General features: G+C 72.4%; 24 protein-coding genes and 1 riboswitch. Of the genes, 12 read left to right on the forward strand and 12 right to left on the reverse strand.

Annotated elements, in window-relative coordinates; genetic code table 11:
* Positions 1-37 precede the first annotated feature (37 nt).
* The 7 genes from ACFY1J_RS31620 to ACFY1J_RS31650 form a co-directional block, all read right to left on the reverse strand.
* On the reverse strand, positions 38-796 hold the full coding sequence (locus ACFY1J_RS31620) for an urease accessory protein UreD (RefSeq protein WP_390710420.1): 759 nt from the start codon (positions 794-796) through the stop codon (positions 38-40).
* A complete protein-coding gene (gene ureG, locus ACFY1J_RS31625) occupies positions 793-1473 on the reverse strand; it encodes an urease accessory protein UreG (RefSeq protein ID WP_390710419.1) in 681 nt (226 codons plus the stop codon). The genes ACFY1J_RS31620 and ureG overlap by 4 nt, the downstream gene beginning before the upstream one ends.
* 776 nt (positions 1474-2249) lie before the next feature.
* The gene (locus ACFY1J_RS31630) at positions 2250-2924 is read right to left on the reverse strand and encodes an urease accessory protein UreF (RefSeq protein WP_390710418.1); all 675 of its coding nucleotides are present in this window, start codon (positions 2922-2924) and stop codon (positions 2250-2252) included.
* A complete protein-coding gene (locus tag ACFY1J_RS31635; RefSeq protein ID WP_390710417.1) occupies positions 2924-4645 on the reverse strand; it encodes an urease subunit alpha in 1722 nt (573 codons plus the stop codon). Before ACFY1J_RS31635 ends, ACFY1J_RS31630 begins: the two co-directional genes overlap by 1 nt.
* Positions 4638-4958, reverse strand: a complete 321-nt coding sequence (locus ACFY1J_RS31640; protein WP_390732471.1) for an urease subunit beta — start codon at positions 4956-4958, stop codon at positions 4638-4640. The genes ACFY1J_RS31635 and ACFY1J_RS31640 overlap by 8 nt, the downstream gene beginning before the upstream one ends.
* A 17-nt stretch (positions 4959-4975) precedes the next feature.
* Positions 4976-5278 (reverse strand): urease subunit gamma, encoded by a 303-nt coding sequence (locus ACFY1J_RS31645; RefSeq protein ID WP_263206152.1) that lies wholly within the window; start codon positions 5276-5278, stop codon positions 4976-4978.
* A gap of 131 nt (positions 5279-5409) precedes the next feature.
* Complete coding sequence (locus tag ACFY1J_RS31650; RefSeq protein ID WP_390732432.1) at positions 5410-6039, reverse strand: TetR/AcrR family transcriptional regulator; 630 nt, start codon at positions 6037-6039, stop codon at positions 5410-5412.
* Positions 6040-6194: 155 nt separating this feature from the next.
* Between ACFY1J_RS31650 and ACFY1J_RS31655 the strand changes: the two genes are divergently transcribed.
* Positions 6195-7208 carry an ABC transporter permease gene (locus ACFY1J_RS31655; protein WP_390732433.1) on the forward strand — a complete coding sequence of 338 codons (1014 nt, stop codon included), beginning with the start codon at positions 6195-6197 and terminating at the stop codon, positions 7206-7208.
* Between the two features lie 196 nt (positions 7209-7404).
* Here ACFY1J_RS31655 and ACFY1J_RS31660 read toward each other — a convergent pair whose 3' ends face one another.
* Positions 7405-7689 carry a type II toxin-antitoxin system Phd/YefM family antitoxin gene (locus ACFY1J_RS31660; protein WP_390710413.1) on the reverse strand — a complete coding sequence of 95 codons (285 nt, stop codon included), beginning with the start codon at positions 7687-7689 and terminating at the stop codon, positions 7405-7407.
* 141 nt (positions 7690-7830) lie between these two features.
* Here ACFY1J_RS31660 and ACFY1J_RS31665 point away from each other — a divergent pair, with 141 nt between their 5' ends.
* From ACFY1J_RS31665 to ACFY1J_RS31675, 3 genes are all read left to right on the forward strand, one after another.
* Positions 7831-8466, forward strand: a complete 636-nt coding sequence (locus ACFY1J_RS31665) for an ATP-dependent Clp protease proteolytic subunit (protein ID WP_390710412.1) — start codon at positions 7831-7833, stop codon at positions 8464-8466.
* Positions 8467-8474: 8 nt separating this feature from the next.
* The gene (locus tag ACFY1J_RS31670) at positions 8475-8783 is read left to right on the forward strand and encodes a hypothetical protein (protein WP_390710575.1); all 309 of its coding nucleotides are present in this window, start codon (positions 8475-8477) and stop codon (positions 8781-8783) included.
* A gap of 304 nt (positions 8784-9087) precedes the next feature.
* Positions 9088-9310, forward strand: a riboswitch (cyclic di-AMP (ydaO/yuaA leader).
* A gap of 3 nt (positions 9311-9313) precedes the next feature.
* The gene (locus ACFY1J_RS31675) at positions 9314-9787 is read left to right on the forward strand and encodes a C40 family peptidase (protein ID WP_390732434.1); all 474 of its coding nucleotides are present in this window, start codon (positions 9314-9316) and stop codon (positions 9785-9787) included.
* Positions 9788-9856: 69 nt separating this feature from the next.
* Here ACFY1J_RS31675 and ACFY1J_RS31680 read toward each other — a convergent pair whose 3' ends face one another.
* Positions 9857-10477, reverse strand: coding sequence for a LysE family translocator (locus tag ACFY1J_RS31680; protein WP_390710411.1), 621 nt, complete (start codon positions 10475-10477; stop codon positions 9857-9859).
* A 115-nt stretch (positions 10478-10592) separates the two neighbouring features.
* Between ACFY1J_RS31680 and ACFY1J_RS31685 the strand changes: the two genes are divergently transcribed.
* The gene (locus ACFY1J_RS31685; RefSeq protein ID WP_390710410.1) at positions 10593-11516 is read left to right on the forward strand and encodes a LysR family transcriptional regulator; all 924 of its coding nucleotides are present in this window, start codon (positions 10593-10595) and stop codon (positions 11514-11516) included.
* A gap of 3 nt (positions 11517-11519) precedes the next feature.
* Here ACFY1J_RS31685 and ACFY1J_RS31690 read toward each other — a convergent pair whose 3' ends face one another.
* The gene (locus ACFY1J_RS31690; RefSeq protein WP_390710409.1) at positions 11520-11978 is read right to left on the reverse strand and encodes an ATP-binding protein; all 459 of its coding nucleotides are present in this window, start codon (positions 11976-11978) and stop codon (positions 11520-11522) included.
* Between the two features lie 213 nt (positions 11979-12191).
* Here ACFY1J_RS31690 and ACFY1J_RS31695 point away from each other — a divergent pair, with 213 nt between their 5' ends.
* Positions 12192-13058 carry a helix-turn-helix domain-containing protein gene (locus ACFY1J_RS31695; RefSeq protein ID WP_390710408.1) on the forward strand — a complete coding sequence of 289 codons (867 nt, stop codon included), beginning with the start codon at positions 12192-12194 and terminating at the stop codon, positions 13056-13058.
* A gap of 9 nt (positions 13059-13067) precedes the next feature.
* Entirely contained in the window at positions 13068-13292 is a 225-nt protein-coding gene (locus ACFY1J_RS31700; RefSeq protein WP_390710407.1) for a DUF397 domain-containing protein, read from the forward strand.
* A gap of 75 nt (positions 13293-13367) precedes the next feature.
* Here ACFY1J_RS31700 and ACFY1J_RS31705 read toward each other — a convergent pair whose 3' ends face one another.
* Entirely contained in the window at positions 13368-14495 is a 1128-nt protein-coding gene (locus ACFY1J_RS31705; RefSeq protein ID WP_390710406.1) for an 8-amino-7-oxononanoate synthase, read from the reverse strand.
* 147 nt (positions 14496-14642) lie between these two features.
* Here ACFY1J_RS31705 and bioB point away from each other — a divergent pair, with 147 nt between their 5' ends.
* From bioB to bioD, 3 genes are read left to right on the forward strand one after another with little or no spacing between them, the layout of a single operon-like run.
* Positions 14643-15854 carry a biotin synthase BioB gene (gene bioB / locus ACFY1J_RS31710; protein WP_390710405.1) on the forward strand — a complete coding sequence of 404 codons (1212 nt, stop codon included), beginning with the start codon at positions 14643-14645 and terminating at the stop codon, positions 15852-15854.
* The gene (locus ACFY1J_RS31715; RefSeq protein WP_390710404.1) at positions 15847-17127 is read left to right on the forward strand and encodes an adenosylmethionine--8-amino-7-oxononanoate transaminase; all 1281 of its coding nucleotides are present in this window, start codon (positions 15847-15849) and stop codon (positions 17125-17127) included. Before bioB ends, ACFY1J_RS31715 begins: the two co-directional genes overlap by 8 nt.
* Before the next feature lies 1 nt (position 17128).
* A complete protein-coding gene (gene bioD, locus ACFY1J_RS31720) occupies positions 17129-17845 on the forward strand; it encodes a dethiobiotin synthase (RefSeq protein ID WP_390710403.1) in 717 nt (238 codons plus the stop codon).
* Positions 17846-18038: 193 nt separating this feature from the next.
* On the opposite strand, the gene ACFY1J_RS31725 is transcribed toward bioD, so the two are convergent.
* Positions 18039-20216 (reverse strand): LuxR C-terminal-related transcriptional regulator, encoded by a 2178-nt coding sequence (locus ACFY1J_RS31725; protein WP_390732435.1) that lies wholly within the window; start codon positions 20214-20216, stop codon positions 18039-18041.
* Between the two features lie 117 nt (positions 20217-20333).
* Between ACFY1J_RS31725 and ACFY1J_RS31730 the strand changes: the two genes are divergently transcribed.
* Positions 20334-21020 carry an esterase/lipase family protein gene (locus ACFY1J_RS31730; RefSeq protein WP_390710401.1) on the forward strand — a complete coding sequence of 229 codons (687 nt, stop codon included), beginning with the start codon at positions 20334-20336 and terminating at the stop codon, positions 21018-21020.
* Positions 21021-21098: 78 nt separating this feature from the next.
* The gene (locus ACFY1J_RS31735) at positions 21099-21821 is read left to right on the forward strand and encodes a class I SAM-dependent methyltransferase (protein ID WP_390710400.1); all 723 of its coding nucleotides are present in this window, start codon (positions 21099-21101) and stop codon (positions 21819-21821) included.
* Positions 21822-21947 lie beyond the last annotated feature (126 nt).

Below are 21947 nucleotides of genomic sequence, written 5' to 3' on the forward strand. Positions count from 1 at the left end.
CCGATAACCGGACGATCAAGTCCCGCTGAGCGGTGGGCTACCCGAGGAGGCTCAGCGCCTCGTCCAGCACCCGCCGTAGCCGCAGGCCATCGGCCGCCACGGCAGTCACCAGTACGGCGGGACCGGCGAGCGGAGTCAGCGCCGCGCACTCCCCCAGCATCCGGGCCGCAGGCTGTTCCCGCCGGAACTCGGGCCGTACGACGACGAGTTGCCCGACGGCACGGTGTCCCGCGAGCACGGCGGGCCCGTCCCAGCCGCCAGGCGCGCCGGGCCCGCACACCAGCTCCTGGTCGAGCACGGTCCGCCCCGCGACCCGCACTGTCAGACGGCCGGCAAGCCTCCCGGGTTCCTCGCCGGCCCGCCCGAGCACCTGCTCCTCCCGCAGCAACAGCCGTGCCTCGTCCCCGAGTTCAACCCTGGTGCTCGCGCGCAGGTCACTCCCACCCGCGCAGATCAACGGCTCGGGCAGCCAGCGCAGTTCACCCCGGTCGGCGACGCGCAGCCGCACGTCGTACGTCGCCTGTCCCTTCGCCTGCCCGGGAAGCGCGATGGTGGCGGCGGCCGAGCGCACATCCAGCCGGGCTCCTTCGCCCACCTCGGCCTCCACACTGAACCGATCACCGCCGAGCGGCCCGCTCATCGCCCCCACGAGCATGACCCGCGCCTCGTCCCCGCCGGCCCGAGTGCGACGCACGGCAAGCGGCCCGCCGCCCTCCAGCACGGGCAGCGACGTACCGCCCCGCCCATCCTCCCGGGCGACGATCCGCACGGCCGCCCGCACGCCGCTCCCGGTCACGCCACCCACGCAACAACCCGCTCACGCACCCACGCAGCCACGTCCGCGACCCCCGCCGAACTCCTCAACGACTGGAACACAACAGGCAGTTCGGCCCGCTGGGCCTTCGCATCGGCGGCCATCCGACCAAGATCGGAGCCCACATGGGGCGCGAGGTCGGTCTTGTTCACGACGAGCAGATCGGCGGTGGTGACACCGGGCCCGCCCTTACGAGGAATGTCGTCCCCACCGGCCACATCGATCACAAAGATCTGCGCGTCCACCAGCCCCTTGGAGAAGGTGGCGGTGAGGTTGTCCCCACCGGACTCGACAAGGATCAGATCCAACGGCCCGACCTGATCCTCCAGATCCTCCACCGCTTCGAGATTGGCGGAGATGTCGTCCCGGATCGCCGTGTGCGGACAGGCCCCCGTCTCCACGGCCGCGATCCGCTCGGGCGGCAACACGGCCTCACGAAGCAGAAATTCGGCATCCTCGCGCGTGTAGATGTCATTGGTGACGACAGCCAGCGACAACTCGTCCCGCAACACCTGACACAACGCGGCAACGGTAGCGGTCTTACCGGACCCGACGGGCCCACCGATCCCGATCCGCACCGCCCGCCGACTCCCGTCCACCCGCCGGGCATCGGCACTTACGGCGGCGGGCGCGTGGTGGTGGGTGTGATCAAGGTGCATAGCAGCGGCTCCAATCCAGCTGACTCTGAACGATCATTCAGCAAACCTGACATCCGAGGCCGGGGCCCTTCGGGCCGCGGGGGTGGGTGACTGATGGGGGGGCAGGGGCAGGAGGCCTGCGGGGTACGGGAGCAGGGCCTGGAGGGGTGGGTGCAGGACCCCTGACGGGGTGCTGGGGCGAAGCCCCGCGGGAGGAGGATCGGATGGCCAGGCCTCCTGCCGGGGTGCAGGGGCAAGACCCCACGCGAGCGGCCCACAACCGGGCCTCCCGCCGGGGTGCAAGGGCGAAGCCCCACGAACGCTTGCACAAGACCGGCCCTCCCGCCGAGGTCCGGGTGCGAAGCCCCGCCAGGGGCGCAGGGGACGCAGTCCCCGCCGGGGTCTGGGGCGGAGTCCCAGGGGGTGGGGTACCTTCCAGCCCACCGCGTCGGGCGGCCGGGTGGGCAAGGACGGGGGCCGGGGCGGAGCCCCGGGGACGGTCGCTCCCGGCCCACCGCGTCGTGCGGGTGGGCAAGCAAGGCCCCAGACAGGCGCAGGGGCGAAGCCCCACGCGAGCAGCCCAGGACCAGCCCTCCCGCCGGGGTCCGGGGGCGAAGCCCCGCCAGGGGCGCAGGCGACGCAGCCCCCGCCGGGGTCTGGGGCGGAGCCCCAGGGGGTGGGGTACCTTCCAGCCCACCGAGTCGGGTGAGCGGGTGGGCAGGACGGGGGCCGGGGCGGAGCCCCGGGGGCGGGGGCTCTCGGCCCAGCGAGTCGGGTGGGCTGGTGGGCAAGGAGACTCACGACGCGAACAACCGCACAGCCCAAGCGGCATGCGCCTCCGCCCCGACCTCCAACAACGGCGCAGCCCCCGCAGGCAACGCGTCGACCCCGCCCTCGACCACCCTCCACCCCGCCTCGACAGCCGTATCCACCACCCGATCCACCTCCGGCGCCAGCCGAGCCAACACCCCCGTGGCATCGAACGGATCGAGGCTCAGCAACCGCACGGCAGCCGTGGCCGCCCCGCTCACACTCTCGTACGCCGCGCAGTACGCCGCGTCGTCCGCCCCGAGCCCGGCCGCCCGCGCCACGACACCGAGCACCACCGGCTGATGCGCCCCCTTGGGAAACTCGCGCGCGAGCGCATCGAGCTCGCCGGACGGCCACGTCGCCCGCCCCGCCCGGGTCAACTGCCGCCCGAGCCGCCGCGCAGCGCCCCGCAGCGCGACCGAAGGCGTCCGCGCATCGGCCGCCGCGTCCAACTCCCGGGGATCCACACCGAGCACGGCCGCCGCGGCCAGCGCACCGGCCACCAGCCCCACCGTGTGCAACCGCCCCCGGCAGAACTCCTCCAGGCTCGCCGCCCCGGTGATCCGCCCGGCCTTGACGGCCGCCTCCGCCCCGCCGGAGTGCGCATGCCCCCCGGCGGGAAACCGGCCGTCGGCCAGTACGAGTAGCGCTGCCCTGGACATCAGAACAGGAAGTAACGCTGGGCCATGGGCAGTTCCGCGGCCGGAGTCGCCTCGACCAGCTCCCCGTCGATGTGCACGGCAAAGCTGTCGGGATCGACCCGCACCCGGGGCCGCGCGTCGTTCTCCCGCATGTCCGCCTTGGTCACCCCACGCGTCGAGTCGATGGCGACGAACCGCTTCCCGAGCTGCAACCGCTCCGGCAGCCCGTCCTCGACGGCGAGCGGCGCCACGAAGTTGACCGAGTTGGTGGCCGGCGCCCGCCCGATCGCCCCGTACATCGGACGCGGAAGGATCGGCTGCGGTGTCGGGATCGAGGCGTTCGCGTCGCCCATCTGCGCGTACGCGATCTGCCCGCCCTTGATGACGAGATGCGGCTTGACCCCGAAGAACGCGGGCTCCCACAGCACGAGGTCGGCGAGCTTGCCGGTCTCCACGGAGCCGACCTCCCGGGCGAGGCCCTGCGCGAGTGCCGGGTTGATCGTGTACTTGGCGACGTACCGCCGTACCCGCCGGTTGTCCGCCCGCCCGTCACCGGGCAGCGCACCCCGCCGCCGCTTCATCACATGGGCCGTCTGCCAGGTCCGGATGATGACCTCGCCGACCCGCCCCATCGCCTGCGAGTCGGACGAAATGATCGAAATCGCGCCCAGATCGTGGAGTATGTCCTCCGCCCCGATCGTCGACGGCCGGATCCGGGACTCGGCGAACGCCAGGTCCTCCGGCACCGCCGGGTTCAGGTGGTGGCACACCATCAGCATGTCGAGGTGTTCCTCGGCGGTGTTGACGGTGAACGGCCGCGTCGGGTTGGTCGAACTCGGGAGCACGTGCGGCTCGGACACCACGGTCATGATGTCCGGCGCATGCCCGCCGCCCGCGCCCTCGGTGTGGTACGCGTGGATGCCGCGCCCGCCGATCGCGGCGAGCGTGTCGCCCACGAACCCGGCCTCGTTCAGCGTGTCCGTGTGGATCGCGACCTGGATCCCGGTCCGTTCGGCGACGGTGAGCGACGCGTCGATGACGGCGGGCGTCGACCCCCAGTCCTCGTGCAGCTTGAGTCCGAGCGCTCCCCCACGGATCTGCGACAGCATCGCCTCGTGCGAGACGGTGTTGCCCTTGCCGAGCAGACCGATGTTGAGCGGGTAGGCCTCCATCGACTCCAGCATCCGGGCCAGGTGCCAGGGCCCGGGGGTCACCGTCGTCGCCTTCGACCCCTCGGCCGGCCCGGTGCCGCCGCCGACCAGGGTGGTGATTCCCGCGGAGAGCGCCTCGTCGGCGATCTGCGGGCAGATGAAGTGGACGTGCGCGTCGATCGCACCCGCCGTCAGGATCCGGCCGTTGCCGGCGATCACCTCGGTCTCCGGGCCGATGACCAGATCGCGGTGCACCCCGTCCATCGTGTCCGGGTTGCCCGCCTTGCCGATCCCGGTGATCCGGCCGTCGCGGATGCCGACGTCGGCCTTGACGATCCCCCAGTGGTCGACGATGACGGCACCGGTGATGACGGTGTCGGGGGTACCCTCCGCGCGCGTGGCACGCGACTGACCCATGGACTCGCGGATGACCTTGCCGCCGCCGAAGACCGCCTCGTCACCGGCGAGTCCGGGCCCGCCGGCGCGGTCCTCCTCGATCTCGATCAGCAGGTCGGTGTCGGCGAGCCGGATCCGGTCACCGGTGGTCGGGCCGAACAGGTCCGCATAGGCGGCGCGGGAGATCTCAGACATCGAGGGCACCTCCGGTCTCCCCGCGCAGTCCGGGCACGACCCGGGCGCCGGCGAGCGGAACGAGTTCCACGTCGACGGGGATCCCGGGCTCGAAGCGCACGGCGGTGCCGGCGGCGACGTTCAGCCGCTTGCCGCGCGCGGCGCCGCGGTCGAACTCCAGGCCCGGATTGGCCTCGGCGAAGTGGTAGTGGGAGCCGACCTGGACGGGCCGGTCGGCGGTGTTGAGGACGGTGAGGCGGGTGACCTCGCGGCATTCGTTGCAGACGATCGGGTCCTCGGCGAAGAGGATCTCTCCGGGAATCGCTCCGGGAATCACGGCGGCCTCCCCCGTCAGACGATCGGGTCGTGGACGGTGACGAGTTTGGTGCCGTCCGGGAAGGTCGCCTCCACCTGGACGTCGTGGATCATCTCGGGCACACCCTCCATGACATCGTCCCGGGTGAGCAGCTTGCGCCCGGAGGCCATCAGTTCGGCGACGGTACGGCCGTCACGCGCGCCTTCGAGGATGTGCGACGTGATGAGCGCGACCGTCTCGGGGTGGTTGAGCCTCAGCCCACGGGCGCGGCGCTTCTCGGCGACGTCGGCCGCCACATGGATCAGCAGCCTCTCTTGCTCGTGCGGGGTCAGTTGCACGTCCCACCTCACAGTCCTCGCTCCGGACCGTGCGGGGTCCGGTTGCCGCGGCCACGGGGCAAAGGGCCTGGTGGCGTGGAGGGGCAGGCTAGTTGGACCGGATTTCGGGCACGTTAAACAAACTGTGATCGTCACCCGGCCGAGCGCGGGTCCCGCATGCTCATCAGCGCCCGCAGTCCTTCCGCCAGGGTCCCGGGCGGCAGGTCGCCGATGACGGCGAGCTGTGCGGCGTATCCCTGCGCGAGCGCGATCATCACCCGGGCCATGGCGTCGGCGTCTGCGTCGGCCGAGATCAGGCCGGCGGACTTGTAGCTCTCCACGACCCTCGCCCAGGCGGCGCGGACCCGGTCGTAGCCGGTCTGCACGATCCGCGCGAGCTCCGCGTTGCGCAGGATCTCGCCCCACACCTGGATCATCAGCCGCGGGAAGACCCACTCCCCGCTCTCCAGCAACCCCGGCCTGACCTCCCGCAGTTGCCGCAGGGCCCGGGGCACCAGCACGTCGGGCAGCGGCGGCGGGGTCTCCACGGCCGCCCCCTCGTAGGTCTTGCGCAGCACGTCGAGGACCTCGCCGACGATCGCGCCGATCAGCTCGTCCTTACCGCTGAAGTAGCGGTAGACGGCACCGGCGGAGAGATCGGTCTCCTTCAGTACGTCCTGCATGGACGTGGCGTGGAAACCGTTGCGGGCGAAGCAGAGGGCGGCGCCGTCGAGGATCTGGCGGCGGCGGGCGTCTAGGTGCGCCTGGGATACGCGGGCCATGGTCCACAACTTAAAACGAACGTTCCTTCTTGACAAGCCGTACCGCCCGGAGCATGGTGAGGGCATCGTAGAACGAACGATCATTCTTTTTGACCGGGGGCGACAGGCCCACCCCCGGCACCCGCACCGCCCCTCCCCCGATCCGAGGAGAAGCCATGTCCACCGCCTCCGCGACCCCCACCAGGGCACCCGCCCGGCGCCTGATCGCGGTGATCGTCCTCGTTCCCGCCCTGGCCGCGCTCGCCCTGTGGGCCTTCGCCTGGCCCGCCGCCCGGACCGCACCGCGCGACCTGCCGCTCGGCGTGGCCGGCCCGGCGGCCGCGACGGTCCCGGTGGAGCAGCAACTGGCGGCGCACGAGGGCGCGTTCGAGGTCCATCGCTACGCCGACGAGGCGGCCGCGCGCGACGCGATCGAGGACCGGACCGTATACGGCGCGGTGGTCGTGACCGACCGGGGCCCCGAGCTCCTCACCGCCTCCGCCGCGAGCCCGGTCGTCGCCCAGTTCCTCCAGCAGGCGGTGGCCGGGCAGGCCTCGGCCATCGGTACGCCGATGAAGACCGTCGACGTCGTCGCCGCCTCCCCGAAGGACCCGCGTGGCGCGGCCCTGACCGCGAGTGTGCTGCCGCTGGCGCTGGCCGGCATAGCGGCGGGCGCGGTGGTGACCCTGCTCGGGCTGCGCGGCGTCCGCGCGGTGACCGCCCTGGTGGGGGCCGCCGCCCTGGTGGGCGTGGCCGCCGCCGGCATCGCGGACAGCTGGCTCGGGGTGATCACGGGCGACTGGTGGGCGGAGGCGGCGACGTTCGGGCTGTCGACGCTGGCCGTGAGCGCTGCCGTCGCCGGACTGGCCGCGCTCGTCGGCACCGCCGGGACCGGGATCGCCGCCGGCGTGGTGATGCTGTTCGGCAACCCGTTCTCCGGCGCCTCCTCGGCCCCGCAGATGCTTCCCGAGCCGGTCGGGACGATCGGTCAGTGGCTGCCGCCGGGCGCGGGGACGACCCTGCTGCGCTCGGTGTCGTACTTCGACGGCGCGGCGGCGACCGTCCCCGCCCTCACCCTGGGCTGGTGGGCGGCGCTGAGCCTGGGCGCGGTGCTGCTGGGCAGCGCGCTCAAGTCACGTGCCCGCAGCGGCGAACCGGTGCCGAAGCGGGAGCTCGCGCCCGTCGGCTGACCGGCGCTCGCACAAGCGACCGTGCATCCCCGCCGTAGCGGACGGGGGTGCACGGTCATTTCGGTCTGTTCCTCTCCGCCTCCGCCCCTGCCGTCACACCGGCGACGACCCGACGACGGACCGACGACGGACCGGCCCCAATCACCGCACGGCCAGGGCCCGTCCACCCGATCCCGGCAAGGGCCGGCTGGAGGTCCTACGCGCCGCCGGCCCCCCGGTGCTCCGCCGCGATGCCGAATCGCCGGCGGTCGTGGGCCGCGGGCGTGGGCGCGGACTCGTGGACGCCGGCGACCGAGGTGATCACCTGGTCCTCCGCGGACTCCTGGAGCTCCTCCAGCCGTTCGAGGTCGGCGGCGGAGACGAGGGCGACGAGAGGCTTTCCGTGCCGCGTCACGACGACGCGCTCGCCGCCGTACACCACCCGGTTGATCAGGTCGGCGAGCTCAGCCCTGGCTTGCGTCACCGGAATCTCGTAGGCCATACCCCCAGCTTAAGGGGACCCCTCCGGCGGCCCGCAGGTTCTGCGTCGCGGACGGACCCTTGCACCCACACTCTGTACGTCCTGTACATTTTCTACAGAGAGCTCTGCCGGAGTCGGCTCTGCCGCGAGGAGGGGTACGCCATGTCCCGACCGTCCGCCCGCTATGTCCTGCCCGAGTTCACCGAGCGCACCAGCACGGGTCACCGCACGCTGGATCCGTACTCCAAGCTGCTGGAGGAGCGGATCGTCTTCCTGGGCACGCCGATCGACGACACATCGGCGAACGACGTGATGGCGCAGTTCATGCATCTCGAACACGACAACCCGGACCGGGACATCTCGCTGTACGTGAACTCGCCCGGCGGCTCGTTCAGCGCCATGGCGGCGATCTACGACACGATGCGGTACGTCGGCTGCGACGTGGAGACGATCTGCCTGGGGCAGGCCGGCTCGTCCGCCGCGGTGCTGCTCGCCGCCGGGACACCGGGCAAGCGGTTCGCGCTGCCCGGCGCGCGTGTGCTGATCCGGCAGCCCTCGCTGCCCGAGCCCGTGCAGGGCCAACCGAGTGACCTCGTCATCCAGGCCGAGGAGTTGGCCCGGACCCGGGACCTCCTCGAAGGAATGCTCGTTCGGCACACAGGACGCGGCCCCGAGCAGGTCCACGAGGACCTGGAGCGGGATCTGATCCTGGACGCGCCGGGCGCGCTGGAATACGGGCTGGTGGACGGGATCATCCCCAGCCGCAAGGCCTCCCGCACCGCTCGGGACGCGGGGTGAGCCGGCGGATGCTGCCTCCGGAGTTGCCGCCACTGCCCGCCCTGACGCGGGCCGAGGGTGAGTTGATCGACCGTTACCTCGATGTGGTCGACCTGCTCGGCCGGATCAATCCGGCCCAGCACTCGGACACCTACCGCGGACTGCGGGCCGCCCAGGCGCTCGTCCGTGCGGCGGCGGAGTTGCGCGACGCGCTGACCCTCATGCACCAGCGCGGCGAGGCGGAGTTGCACGCGGCCACGTTGGCGCGCGCACTGCGGGTGCTGGACGGCGAGCGCCGGACCGCGAGGGTCACCGTCCCACCCCCCGCCGCCGATTGACGCACTGCCGTCCGCACCGGAGTTGAAACGACCCAAAAGACGTACCGCTGTTCGGAGTAGTCGCGGGTCCATTTCCGAGGCCGTGGAGGTTGCGCAACACGCTTGCCCGGAGGGGACGGTGAGGTGCTTCCGCGCTGGTCCGGGGGTACCTGACCCCCTCGACCATGACTCGAACACAGCGATGTCCACCCGAACGGGTGAGTGGTGAGTAACACCACAAATCCCCGATTCCATTGGGATTTTCGGACACCTGTGAGTGAAGATCCCTGTCTGACGACAAGCCCCCGCCACAGCGGCGGGGCGGTCCGGGCGGACGCCGAGTCCTGCCGCCGCCCGGATGACCGGTCGACAGGAGTGGATCGGCAGGAGTGGAGGACCCAAGCAAGACGGGTCGCCGGAACGGATGTTCGTTCGTCTGTTTGTTCGTTCCGAGCAGCCCTTGGGGTGAAGCCGCGGCAACGCGGCCGGGCAACTTCGCCAGCCCGAATCCGACAGGTCATCCTTCACAGGCGGCTGACGAAGGGTTGCGCATGACTGCGCTCAATCGTGTCCCGTCGCTCATGGCCCGGGCCGGTACGGCCTCGGCCCTCACCATCGCCGCCGTGGGCGGCTCGATCGTGGTTCCGGGTGTCGCCGCCGACGCGTCGGCCGCGACGATGGCGACGAAGGCACTCCAGGTCGCGGCTTCCAAGAAGGGGGCCCCCTACAAGTGGGGCGCCACCGGGCCGCGGAGGTTCGACTGCTCCGGGCTGACGCTGTACTCGTACAAGAAGGCGGGCAAGACCCTGCCCCGTACGGCCGCCCAGCAGTACAACAAGACCCACCACATCTCGGCCAAGAACCGCAAGGCCGGTGACCTCGTCTTCTTCCACTCGGGCTCCAGCGTGTACCACGTGGGGATCTACGCCGGGAAGGGGAAGATCTGGCACGCCCCGAAGACCGGGGACGTGGTGAAGCTGCAGAGGATCTGGACGAGGAGCGTCTGGTACGGCCGGGTCAGCTGACCCGCCCGAGGGGGTGGCGGGCCTTGTCGCACCGGCACCCCCTCGGGTCCGCTCCGGCCTGACCCGGTGTCACGCCAGGAGCGGTTCGAGGAGCAGGGCGGCACCGAGAACCGTCAGCGCCACACCGGTCGCCGACCGGAGGGCCATGGCGGCCCGCGGCCGGCGCAGCCATCGGCCGAGCCGGTCCACCAGCAGCGCCACCGTGGGGAACCACACCAGGGTCAGCCCGATCACGATCAGCGCGAGCAGCAGGGTCCTGGGCAGCGCGGCACTGCCCGCCGGTACGAACTGGGGCAGCAGGCTGAGAAAGGTCAGCGAGGCCTTGGGGTTGAGGGCGTTGGTCATGAACCCCTGACGCAGCGGGTTCGCGGCCGAGGGCGTGCCACTGTCCGTGTCGCCGCCTTGCGGCTGCCGCAGCGACCACAGCGTCCGCCCGCCCAGATACAGCACATACGCCCCGCCGAGCAGTTGCAGAGCGCGGAACAGCGGGGGCACGGCGACCAGGACCGTGGCGACCCCCGCGGCCACCAGAGCCGTGTGGACGAGCAGCCCGCCCGCGATGCCGAGCGCACAGGCGATGCCCGCCCGGCGGGAGACCAGTGCGTTGCGTACGACGACGGTGAAGTCGGCGCCGGGCATGGCGACCATGCCGGCGGCGATCCCGGTGAAGGCGATGAGCTGTCCGTCCATGGCTGCCAGCCTGCCGTGGACAGGCCTTCAGCAGGTATTTCGGATATCCTGGGTAAGCCTTAAGCGTTCCTTTGGGCTCGCATTCTTCGGACATCCCTCTGGGCAGGCAACCGGTATGTACGACCCCACCCGACTCGCCGCCCTCGTCGCGGTCGCGGAGGCGGGGTCCATCACGCGTGCCGCCGAACGGCTCGGCTACACACCTCCCGCCCTCTCCCAGCAGCTGGCCAAGCTGGAGCGGGAGGCGGGGACGGCGCTGCTGGTCCGGCACCACCGCGGGGCGCGGCTGACGGACGCGGGCGAGCTGCTGGTGGCCCGGGCCCGCCGGGTGCTGGACGAGTTGGAGCGGGCCCGGCACGAACTGGCCCGGCTGGCCGGTCTGTCGGGCGGCACACTCCGGCTCGGTACGTTTCCGACGGCCGGGATCCATCTGCTGCCGCCGGTGCTGAGCGCGTTCCGCCGGGCGCATCCGGATGTGGAGCTGTCGGTGGCGGACTACGATCCGCCGGCCGGCGTGGCGGCGGTGGCGGCCGGGGCGGTGGACCTGGCGCTGACGCATGCGTATCACCCGGCGGAGCCGGTTCCGGTGCCGTCCTCGGTGGGTCTGGAGCCGGTGCTGGTGGAGGAGTTGGTCCTGGTGACCGCCCCGGGGCATGCCCTGAGCAGTGACTCCTCCCGGCTGCCGCTGTCGGGGCTTGCGGGGCAGCCGCTGGTCAGCATGGCTCCGCAACTGCCTGCCCGGCAGGGCGTGGAGGCGCTCCTGGCGCAGGCGGGGGCCACGCCGTCCGTGCTCGTGCCGACCCCCGGCTACGCCGTGGTGTGCGCGCTGGTGAGTGCCGGGCTCGGCGTGGCCGTCGTACCGGAGATGGTGGCGCGGACGGCGGTCACTCCGGTCGGGGTGCGCCCGCTGGGGGCGGGAGAACTGCGTCGTACGATCTCGGTCGCGTACCGGGCCGAGGAGGTGGCTCCGGCCGCCGACGCCTTCCGGGCCCTGCTGCGCGGGGCGTTCGGGCGTGCGCATCGGATTCCGGGGGCCTGAGTGTTACGGCTCCTGCTGTCCGGCCGCCGTGACCGGCTGGGCGGGTACCGTCCAGGGAAGTTCGATCGAGACGGTCTTGCCGCCCTCGCGGGTGGGCCGGACCCGTAGCTTGCCGCCGCATTCGGCGGTGAGCCAGCGGATGATCACCATGCCGCGGCCGTTGTCCTGCTGGACGGCGGCGGGGAGTCTCTTCGGGAAGCGTGGATGGCTGTCGGTGACGCCGATACGCAGGTGTTCGTCACGATCGAGCACGAGGTCCACCGTGAAGGTGGGTGACTGACCGAAGGTGTGCTGTACGGCGTTGGTGGCGAGTTCGGAGACGATGAGCCGGACCGTGTCGGCCACTTCCGTGTCCGGTGGCAGACCCCATTCCGCGAGAGTGGCCAGCACATAGGAACGGGCCGCGGCGACCGAGGCGGGATCGCTCGGCAGAGTGACGGATGCTTCCAGATGGTCTGCCATGACGACGTCGTCCCTTTCCCACGGGACCGCAGTCCGGCACGGAGCCGGATGGTTCGAGTACGGTCCCGGACTGGTGCTTCGTCGTCAGACTGCCATTGCGGCACGTGTCACGGGGGCGATCCACCAAGATATGCATATATCTGTCGCTCGAAGCGGTGAACTCTGCGACGGCAGACCGTATTTGGGCGGCTCGAAGGGAGTAGGGAGTAGCCCATGCAGAACGGTCCCGCGGTGCGCCGCCGGAAACTGGGCGCCGAACTGCGCGCACTGCGCACCGGGGCGAGCCTCACGAGCGGTGAGGCGGCCCGGCTGGTGGGCTGGCACCAGTCGAAGGTGAGCCGCATCGAGACGGGCGCCAGTGGGGTGAAACCGGCCGATGTGCGGTTACTCCTGGACGCGTACGGCGTGGTGGACGGTCAACTGCGCGAGCTGCTGATGGTGTTGGCCGGCTCGGACGACGTCGGCGGCCGGCACCACTGGTGGCACGCGTACCGCGGGGTGCTGCCGCCCGCCTACCGGGACTTCATCAGCCTGGAGTCGCAGGCGCGCGGGATGCGCACGCTGGAGACGTCGGTGGTCCCGGGGCTGCTGCAGACGCCGGAGTACGCCCGCGCGGTGACCCGGGCGGCCGTGAGCGGCTTCGACGACGCCGAGGAGCGGCTGGACGCGCTGGTCAAGGTGCGGCTGGCCCGGCAGGACGTGCTGCGGTCACAGCCGCCGCTGGAGCTGCGTGCCGTCCTGGACGAGGCGGTGCTGCGGCGGGAGGTGGGCGGCCCGGACGTCATGGCGCGGCAGCTGGAACGGCTGGTGGAGGCGGCGCGCCTGCCCCAAGTGAGGCTTCAGGTCCTGCCGTTCGCCGCCGGAGCGCACATCGGCATCACCGGCCCTTTCGTTATCTTCTCATTTCCGAGCACATCTGATCTGGATGTGGTTGTTCTCGACCACTTGACGAGTAGCCTCTATCTCGAACGGAAAGAAGACCTCCAGGCCTACTCCGAGGCCTTCAACACCCTTCGGATGCACGCCCTTTCGCCCGAGGAATCGTTGGATTACATCGCCGGGATAGCTGACGGCGCGTAAGGAGGCACCATGTCTGCACTGCCTCGGAACGTACCTTCCAGTACCGATCTGCACGACGTGCGATGGCTGCGCAGCAGCTACAGCACGGGAGCGAACAACTGCGTGGAGACGGCACGGCCGCGCTCCGGTCCGCTGACCGGACTGCTTGCCGTGCGCGACTCCAAGGCACCGGCCGGACCCGCGCTGCTCCTCTCCCCCGAGAGCTGGGCGGGGTTCCTGGCCGCGCTGCGCTGATCCCCGTACGACCCGATCCGGCCGATCGCTATTGATCGGTTCCGCCCAGGCGGCGCACGGCCGTGTCACGCCGACTCATGGTCGCGCCTCGCCGATCACACGTACAGCGCGTTCGATCTCGGCCTCGGAGAGGTCCGCGCGGGCGGTCAGCCTGAGCCGTGAGATGCCGTCGGGCACGGAAGGAGGACGGAAACAGCCCACGGCCAGGCCTGCCGTACGGCAGTCGGCCGCCCAGCGCACCGCCGCCTCGGGGGACGGCGCCCGCACGGAGACGACCGCGGCGTCCGGGCGTACCGCCTCCAGACCCATGGCGGTCAGACGTGCGTGCAGTTCGGCGGCCACCTCGCGGGCCCGCTCCGCCCGCGCCGGTTCGCGGCGCAGCAGCCGCAGCGCGGCCAGGGCCGCGCCGGCCGCGGCGGGGGCCAGGCCCGTGTCGAAGATGAACGTCCGTGCCGCGTTGACCAGGTGGTCGATCACCCGGGCAGGACCGAGCACGGCACCGCCCTGGCTGCCCAGCGACTTGGACAGGGTGACGGTCACGACCACGTCCTCAGCGCCCGCGAGTCCGGCCGCGTGCGGGGTGCCCCGCCCGCCGTCGCCCAGGACGCCCAGCCCATGGGCGTCGTCGACGACCAGCCCGGCGCCGTGCTCCCGGCTCGCCTTCGCGAGCGCGGCCAGCGGCGCGGCGTCGCCGTCGACCGAGAACACCGTGTCGGAGACGACGATCGCCGGTCCCTCGTGCAGGCCGAGCGCCTTGCGCACCGCGTCCGGGTCGGCGTGCCCCACGACCTGCGTGGCGCCGCGGGCGAGCCGGCAGCCGTCGATCAGGGAGGCGTGGTTGCCCGCGTCGGAGACGATCAGGGAGCCGTGCGGGCCCAGTGCCGTGACGGCGGCGAGGTTGGCGGCGTAACCGGAGGAGAAGACCAGGGCCGCCTCGAAGCCGCAGAACCCGGCCAGCTCGCGCTCCAGCTCGGTGTGCAGTTCGGTCGTGCCGGTGACCAGCCGGGACCCGGTGGCACCGCCGCCCCAGGTGCGCGCGGCGGCCGCGGCTGCCTCGGTGACCTCGGGGTGGTGGGCCAGTCCCAGGTAGTCGTTGCTGGCCAGATCCAACAGGGGCGAGTCGGCGGGTCGGGGGCGCAGCGTCCGTACGAGTCCGGCGCGGCGGCGCTGCTCCGCCTGGTCGTCGATCCAGCCGAACGCCATGGGTCCTCCGGGGCTTTTGTAGGTAGCGGACAGACACTAGCCGGACGCCCAGCCGCCCAGGGTGTGGCAATACCCACACGGTGATCGGTCTCCGTTGTACAAACTCTCCTTGGCCCGGGGCGGTCCCGTAGGACAGGATCGGACCTTATGGACCTGCTGAACACGCTGGTGGACAAGGGGCTTCGGCGCGAGCTGCCGACCCGCGACGAAGCACTCGCCGTGCTCGCCACCTCCGACGACGACCTGCTCGATGTGGTGGCCGCGGCCGGCAAGGTGCGCCGGCACTGGTTCGGCCGGCGCGTAAAACTTAACTACCTCGTCAACCTCAAGTCCGGCTTGTGCCCGGAGGACTGCTCCTACTGCTCGCAGCGGCTCGGCTCCACCGCCGGCATCCTGAAGTACACCTGGCTCAAGCCCGACGAGGCCTCCCAGGCCGCGGCGGCGGGCCTGGCCGGGGGTGCCAAGCGGGTGTGTCTGGTGGCCAGCGGACGCGGCCCGACGGACCGGGACGTGGACCGGGTGTCGGACACCATCAAGGCGATCAAGGAGCAGAACGAGGGCGTCGAGGTGTGCGCCTGTCTCGGTCTGCTCTCCGACGGCCAGGCCGAGCGGCTGCGCGACGCGGGCGCGGACGCGTACAACCACAACCTCAACACGTCCGAGGGAACATACGCGGACATCACGACCACGCACACGTACGCCGACCGGGTGGACACGGTGCAGAAGGCGCACTCGGCCGGTCTGTCCGCGTGCTCCGGTCTGATCGCGGGCATGGGCGAGAGCGACGAGGACCTGGTGGACGTGGTCTTCTCGCTGCGCGAGCTCGACCCGGACTCGGTGCCGGTGAACTTCCTGATCCCGTTCGAGGGGACCCCGCTCGGCAAGGAGTGGAACCTCACCCCGCAGCGGTGCCTGCGCATCCTGGCGATGGTCCGGTTCGTCTGCCCGGACGTCGAGGTGCGGATCGCGGGCGGCCGCGAGGTGCATCTGCGCACCATGCAGCCCCTCGCGCTGAACCTGGCGAACTCGATCTTCCTCGGTGACTACCTCACCAGCGAGGGCCAGGCGGGCAAGGCGGACCTGGAGATGATCGCGGACGCCGGGTTCGAGGTGGAGGGCTCCGACCAGGTGACGCTTCCGGAGCACCGCGCGGATGCCGCGGGCGGCTGCGGTTCGCACGCCGAGGCGGGTTGTGGGTCCCACGAGGGTGCGGGTTGCGGGTCCCACGAGGGCGGCGGGGTCTGCGGTTCCGTCGCCGCCGCGCCGGCGGAGGCCACCGCGCAGGCGAACGAGCCGCGCACCGATCTGGTCGCCGTGCGCCGCCGGGGCGCCGGAACGGATCTCGCGCCCAATGCCTGACCTGAGCGTGCCCGAGCTGCTGGAGCTCGACCGGCGGCACGTGTGGCACCCGTACGGCCCGATGCCCGGGCGCGTCGAACCGCTCGTCGTGGAGTCGGCGAGCGGGGTGCGGCTGAAGCTCGCGGACGGCTCGGGCGAACTCGTCGACGGCATGTCGTCCTGGTGGTCGGCGATCCACGGCTACCACCACCCGGTGCTCGACGAGGCGGCGCGGGGGCAGCTCGGGCGGATGAGCCATGTGATGTTCGGCGGGCTCACGCACGAGCCCGCCGTCCGGCTCGCGAAGCTCCTTGTCGACATGTCGCCGGATGGCCTGGAGCATGTCTTCCTGGCCGACTCCGGCTCGGTGTCGGTCGAGGTCGCGGTCAAGATGTGCCTGCAGTACTGGCGTTCGCTGGGCCGTCCGGAGAAGCGGCGTCTGCTGACCTGGCGGGGCGGCTACCACGGGGACACCTGGCAGCCGATGGCCGTGTGCGATCCCGATGGCGGCATGCACCAGCTGTGGTCCGGCATCCTGCCGCGCCAGGTGTTCACGGACGCGCCGCCCGCCGAGTACGAGGAGGCGTACGCCGAGCAGCTGCGCACGGCGATCGAGCGGCACGCCGGCGAACTGGCCGCCGTGATCGTCGAGCCGGTGGTGCAGGGCGCGGGCGGGATGCGCTTCCACTCCCCCGCCTATCTACGGGTGCTGCGCGAGGCGTGCGACGCGCACGACGTACTGCTGGTGTTCGACGAGATCGCGACGGGGTTCGGGCGCACGGGCGCGCTGTTCGCGGCGGACCACGCGGCCGTGACACCGGACGTGATGTGCGTGGGCAAGGCGCTCACCGGCGGCTATCTGACCATGGCGGCCACCCTGTGCACCCCACGGGTGGCCGACGGAATCTCGCAGGGCGAGGTGCCGGTGCTGGCCCACGGCCCGACCTTCATGGGCAATCCGCTGGCGGCGGCCGTGGCCTGTGCCTCGATCGGACTGCTGCTCGGACAGGACTGGCAGGCCGAGGTCAAGCGGATCGAGGCCGGCCTGCGGGACGGGCTGGCCGCGGCCGCCGACCTGCCCGGGGTGAAGGAGGTCCGGGTGCTGGGCGCGATCGGGGTCGTACAGCTCGACCACGAGGTGGACATGGCGGGGGCCACCCGGGCCGCCGTGCGGGAGGGCGTGTGGCTGCGGCCGTTCCGCGATCTGATCTACACGATGCCGCCCTATGTGACGGGTGACGCGGACCTGGCGCGGATCACGCGCGCGGTGTGCGCGGCGGCGCGGGAGGGGTGAGATGCCGGTACTGGTGATCACGGGCACGGGCACGGAGGTCGGCAAGACGGTCACGACCGCCGCGGTGGCCGCCGCCGCGCTCGCGGCCGGACGGTCGGTTGCCGTGCTGAAGGCCGCGCAGACCGGGGTACGGCCGGACGAGCGCGGGGACGCCGACGAGGTCGCGCGTCTCGCGGGCGCGGTGACGGCGACCGAACTGGCCCGCTACCCGGACCCGTTGGCGCCCGGCACGGCGGCGCGGCGGGCGGGTCTCGCACCCGTGCACCCGCACGAGGTGGCCGAGGCGGCCGCCAAGCTGGCCACCGACCACGACCTCGTGCTGGTCGAGGGGGCGGGCGGGCTGCTCGTACGGTTCGACGCGGCGGGCGGGACGCTGGCGGACGCGGCGCGGCTGCTGAACGCGCCCGTGCTGGTCGTCGTCGGCGCCGGGCTCGGCACCCTGAACAGCACCGAGCTGACGGCGCGTGAACTGCGGTTCCGGGAGATCGGGCTGCTCGGCGTGGTGATCGGCAGCTGGCCCGACGAACCCGACCTCGCCTCGCGCTGCAACCTCGCGGACCTGCCGGAGGTGGCGGCCGCCCCACTGCTGGGCGCGCTGCCCGCCGGGGCCGGGGCACTGTCACCCGCCGACTTCCGCAGCGCGGCTCCGGGCTGGCTGTCGGCTCGCCTGGACGGCAGCTGGGACGCGGAGGCGTTCCGGGTACGAGAGGCCCCGTAAGCGGGCTGGGCGCGGGGTCGCTCCGTGCCCGCACTCCGGAGCGCTTCAGCCGCTGTGCGCGAGGCGGTCGGCGATCTCCCGGTTGGTGGCACCCTCCGCGGCCATGCGGGCGACCAACCCAAGTCCCGTGGCCCGGGCGCACGGCCGCTCCTGCCCGGGCCGCCCCGCACCCGCACCCGCACTCCGGAGCGCTTCAGCCGTCGCCCCGCGCAAGCAGCCGTACCAGCTCGATCCGTGACCGGATGCCCAACCGGGCGAAGACGCCGCGCAGATGGTGGTCGATCGTGCGGGGGCTGAGCGCGAGGCGGTCGGCGATCTCCCGGTTGGTGGCGCCGTCGGCGGCCATGCGGGCGACCATCAGCTGCTGGGCGGTGAGCACGGCGGCCGGATCCGTGGCGGCGGGCGCCGGCACCGGGGTGCCCAGGGCGCGGAGTTCGGCGCGGGCCTGCGTGGCGCAGTGCGGGGCGCCGAACGACTCGAAGGCCTCCAGGGCGCTGTGCAGCCGGTCGCGGGCCTCGGTGCGGTGGCGCAGTCGGCGCAGGGTGCCCGCGAACAGCAGTTCCGTGCGGGCGCGTTCGAAGTCGCGGGTGCCGCGGGCATGCAGATCGAGGGCCGTGCGGTAGTGCTCCACGGCCTCGGCGCCGGGCGCGAGCAGGGCCTGGCAGCGGGCGCCTAGCGCCAGCTCGTCGGGGCTGCGGACGGCGCTCGCCCAGCGCTGGTAGTCGGCGTGGGCGGCGCGCGCGACCCGGGTGTCCCCGGTGCGTGCGGCGGCCTCCACGTAGTGCGGGGTGGCCAGGTGCCGGATGGCACGGTGACCGTGGCCTGGCCCGAATCCGGCGAGGGCGCGCAGCCGGGCCGCGGCGGCGGGGTACCGCCCGCTGCCGAGGTCCAGGAAGGCGAGCGCCCACTGGGCCAGCGCGGCGGGCAGGCCCAGACCGCGGGCGAGGGCGTGCGCGCGGGCGTCCGCGGCGCGCTCCCGGCAGGCGTCCTCGTCCCCGGTGACCGCCGCGAACATGGCGAGGGCGGCCAGCAGATGGCAGGCCCCGTTGTCCTGCCCGGTGGCGTACGCCTGGGCCAGCGCGTCCTGTGCGGCGGCCTCGGCGGCGCGGGTCCGTCCGGTCCAGAAGTCGGCGTAGGCACGGAACTCCATGGCCTGTACGGCGGTGACGGGGGTGCCCCGCGCCCGGGCGGAGGCGGCGGCCCGGAGGGTGGCGGTGGCCGCGCGGGTGTGGTCGCCGAGCATCAGGGCGGCGATTCCGGAGTGGATCAGCAGGGTGGGGTCGCCGCCGGGCCCGCACCGGCCCGCTGCCGCTTTCAGTACGGCACGGGCGTCCTCGTAGCGGCCCTCGACGGCGGCGCAGAGCCCGGCGAGGGCGCCGGGCGGTGCGACGCCCAGCCAGTGGGCGGCGACGAACGCCTCGCGGCATCTCCTCAGGTCCCCGGTGTAGACGGCGGCCTCGGTGGCCAGTGCCAGCAGTTCGGTGGCGTCCTCGGCCCGCGGCCGGCGGACCGCGGCCGCGAGCAGGGCGTCGAAGGCCTCCGGGGCGTTTCCCGCCCGGAGGGCGAGGATGCCGCTCGGCGCGGGGTCGTCCGTGCGGGCGGCGAGCCGGCGCGCCCGGTCGGCGTCTCCCGACGACCAGGCGTCGGCCGCGGCCCTGGCCACCAGCCGGTCCTGTTCGGCCGGTTCGGGGCAGAGGGCGGCCGCGCGTTCGGTGAGCGCACCGGCCAGGGCGAGCCGTCCGGCGGCCCGGGAGTGTTCCGCGGCCGTGCGCAGTTCCGCGGCGAGCCTTCCGCTGGGCCCGAGCGACCCCGCTCCGCGGTGCCAGGACCGGTGGGACGTCTCCCCCGCGCCGCTCAGCACCCGGGCGAGCAGCCGGTGGGCGTCGCGCCGGTCCGCCGGGGACGCGGTCTCGTAGGCCGCGATCCGCGTCCAGGCGTCCCGGAAGGCCACGCCACCGACCGTGGCGTGCGCGACGCCGGCGGCCTCGGCGGCCTCCAGCGGGCGGATGTCGAGACGGGCGGCCGCGACCGCGCGCGGGAACGCGTGCGTGGCGAGGGGGTACTGGTCCGCGGCGGCGAGGAGCAACAGCAGCCGGGTCGCGTCCGGCAGCGCGCGGATCTCGCCCCGGTGAGCACGCAGCAACTCGGGGGCGACATCGGCGGGTTCGGTGGGCAGCGGGTCGAGGCCCGCGGTCTGCCGTTCGGTCAGGCGGGCGGCGAGTTCGGCGGCAGCCTGCGGATCGCCGTGCGCGACCCGCAGGACCCGGGAGCGGACGCCTTCGGGGAGCGCGGGATCCAGGCGTCGCCCCGCGTCGGTGAGCTGCGGTGGCGAAGTGCGGTCAAGAGGTGGGGGATTCACCGGCGTCACCACGCAATTGACGTTACTGGCGAGTTAGTTGACTCGTAAAGACTGGCGACTTCACCGATGCGGCGCGCGTAGACCCGTCCCGACACTCCTGAACAACCCCACCCGTTTCAGGAGGCATCCATGCAACGCCACAAGCGTCGCATCGCCACGGCACTGTCGGCGATGACCGCATCGCTCCTTCTGTCGCTCCCCCTCACCGCGGCCCCGGCGCACGCGGCGAGCCACAACCCGATCGTGTTCGTGCACGGGATCAGCAGTTCGTCGAGCAGCTGGGACGACTGGGTCGCGGACTTCGAGGCCGACGGCTACGCGCCCTCGGAGCTGTTCGCGTGGTCCTACGACTGGTCCCAGTCCAACGCCACCACGGCCTCGCAGCTGGCCACCGAGGTCAAGAACGTGCTCGCGCAAACCGGCGCCTCGAAGGTCGACCTGGTCGTCCACTCCATGGGCGCGCTCAGCGGCCGGTACTACCTGAAGAACCTCGGCGGGACGTCGTACGTCGACGACTTCGTGTCCGTCGCCGGAGTGAACCACGGCACCGACATCGCCTCCCTGTGCGGGTGGCTGTACACGTCCTGCAAGGAGATGCAGACGGGCAGTTCGTTCCTGACCGCGCTGAACTCCGGTGACGAGACCCCGGGCAGCCTGTCGTACGCGGCCTACTGGTCGCACTGCGACGAGGCGATCAACCCGGACTCCTCGGCGCAGCTGAGCGGGGCGGCCAACGTGGACGTCGGCTGCGTCTCGCACACCGACACCAACAACGACCACGGCATATACGAACAGGTGCGCGACTTCATCGCGTGAGCCCGTGGCGAGGGGTGTGACGGGCCCGCACGGGGGACAATCCCCCTACGACCTGGCCGTCCTGTCTGGGAGGTTGCCATGGGGGTTCGACCCGCGGACTCCGGCAAGTTGGCGCGGGATCCCGTCCACCACCCGCTGTTCGCCCGCTGCTACGCCCGCGTCAGTACACGCGCCGAGACCAGACTCGGCATGGCCCGGGTGCGCGACCGGCTGCTGGCCGGCCTGTCCGGGCGCGTGATCGAGATCGGCGCGGGCAACGGACTGAACTTCGCGCACTACCCGGGCACGGTGTCGGAGGTGGTCGCGATCGAACCGGAGCGCCTGCTGCGGCAGTTGGCCGCGCAGGCAGCCCGGCGCTGCGAGGTGCCGGTGGACGTGGTGCCGGGTGCGGCGGAGGCGCTCCCGGTGAAGAGCGAGGCCTACGACGCGGCCGTGCTGTCCCTGGTGCTGTGCAGTGTCCGTGACGTGCCGCGCGCCCTCGGGGAGCTGCGGCGCGTGCTGCGGCCCGGCGGCGAGGTGCGGTTCTTCGAGCACGGCCGGGGCGGCGGCCGGGCGATGACCTTCACCCAGCGCGCCCTGGACCGCACGCTGTGGCCCGCGCTGAGCGGCGGCTGCCACCTGGCCCGGGAGCCGGTCGCCGCGCTGCGCGAGGCCGGGTTCGAACTCGGCCCGTACCAGCAGGTGCTGCTGCCGGAGAAGGGGTCGAAGCTGCCCACCTCGTACTGCGTACTGGGCTCGGCACGGCGCCCCGGCCACGCCGAGGGCGCTGCCGATCGCGCATCGGGCGCGGCGGAGAGCTGATCCAGCGGGGTGGAGAGCTGATCCAGCGGGGTGGAGGTTGCCCCTTACACCGGTATCAGGGACCCTTCCTGGGGCGGAGACCGCCTCGGCCACAGGGGGGATACCGGCTGTGCCCACCGTCACACT

This window comes from Streptomyces sp. NPDC001406 (assembly GCF_042895285.1).
Classification (GTDB): Bacteria; Actinomycetota; Actinomycetes; order Streptomycetales; family Streptomycetaceae; genus Streptomyces.

What these genes read in the sequence shown, in the direction of transcription:
- ureG (WP_390710419.1), bottom strand. Translation starts at nt 1,473, where the DNA reads ATGCACCTTGATCACACCCACCACCACGCGCCCGCCGCCGTAAGTGCC.
- ACFY1J_RS31630 (WP_390710418.1), bottom strand. Translation starts at nt 2,924, where the DNA reads ATGTCCAGGGCAGCGCTACTCGTACTGGCCGACGGCCGGTTTCCCGCC.
- ACFY1J_RS31635 (WP_390710417.1), bottom strand. Translation starts at nt 4,645, where the DNA reads ATGTCTGAGATCTCCCGCGCCGCCTATGCGGACCTGTTCGGCCCGACC.
- ACFY1J_RS31650 (WP_390732432.1), bottom strand. Translation starts at nt 6,039, where the DNA reads ATGGCCCGCGTATCCCAGGCGCACCTAGACGCCCGCCGCCGCCAGATC.
- ACFY1J_RS31655 (WP_390732433.1), top strand. Translation starts at nt 6,195, where the DNA reads ATGTCCACCGCCTCCGCGACCCCCACCAGGGCACCCGCCCGGCGCCTG.
- ACFY1J_RS31660 (WP_390710413.1), bottom strand. Translation starts at nt 7,689, where the DNA reads ATGGCCTACGAGATTCCGGTGACGCAAGCCAGGGCTGAGCTCGCCGAC.
- ACFY1J_RS31665 (WP_390710412.1), top strand. Translation starts at nt 7,831, where the DNA reads ATGTCCCGACCGTCCGCCCGCTATGTCCTGCCCGAGTTCACCGAGCGC.
- ACFY1J_RS31670 (WP_390710575.1), top strand. Translation starts at nt 8,475, where the DNA reads ATGCTGCCTCCGGAGTTGCCGCCACTGCCCGCCCTGACGCGGGCCGAG.
- ACFY1J_RS31675 (WP_390732434.1), top strand. Translation starts at nt 9,314, where the DNA reads ATGACTGCGCTCAATCGTGTCCCGTCGCTCATGGCCCGGGCCGGTACG.
- ACFY1J_RS31680 (WP_390710411.1), bottom strand. Translation starts at nt 10,477, where the DNA reads ATGGACGGACAGCTCATCGCCTTCACCGGGATCGCCGCCGGCATGGTC.
- ACFY1J_RS31685 (WP_390710410.1), top strand. Translation starts at nt 10,593, where the DNA reads ATGTACGACCCCACCCGACTCGCCGCCCTCGTCGCGGTCGCGGAGGCG.
- ACFY1J_RS31690 (WP_390710409.1), bottom strand. Translation starts at nt 11,978, where the DNA reads ATGGCAGACCATCTGGAAGCATCCGTCACTCTGCCGAGCGATCCCGCC.
- ACFY1J_RS31695 (WP_390710408.1), top strand. Translation starts at nt 12,192, where the DNA reads ATGCAGAACGGTCCCGCGGTGCGCCGCCGGAAACTGGGCGCCGAACTG.
- ACFY1J_RS31700 (WP_390710407.1), top strand. Translation starts at nt 13,068, where the DNA reads ATGTCTGCACTGCCTCGGAACGTACCTTCCAGTACCGATCTGCACGAC.
- ACFY1J_RS31705 (WP_390710406.1), bottom strand. Translation starts at nt 14,495, where the DNA reads ATGGCGTTCGGCTGGATCGACGACCAGGCGGAGCAGCGCCGCCGCGCC.
- bioB (WP_390710405.1), top strand. Translation starts at nt 14,643, where the DNA reads ATGGACCTGCTGAACACGCTGGTGGACAAGGGGCTTCGGCGCGAGCTG.
- ACFY1J_RS31715 (WP_390710404.1), top strand. Translation starts at nt 15,847, where the DNA reads ATGCCTGACCTGAGCGTGCCCGAGCTGCTGGAGCTCGACCGGCGGCAC.
- bioD (WP_390710403.1), top strand. Translation starts at nt 17,129, where the DNA reads ATGCCGGTACTGGTGATCACGGGCACGGGCACGGAGGTCGGCAAGACG.
- ACFY1J_RS31730 (WP_390710401.1), top strand. Translation starts at nt 20,334, where the DNA reads ATGCAACGCCACAAGCGTCGCATCGCCACGGCACTGTCGGCGATGACC.
- ACFY1J_RS31735 (WP_390710400.1), top strand. Translation starts at nt 21,099, where the DNA reads ATGGGGGTTCGACCCGCGGACTCCGGCAAGTTGGCGCGGGATCCCGTC.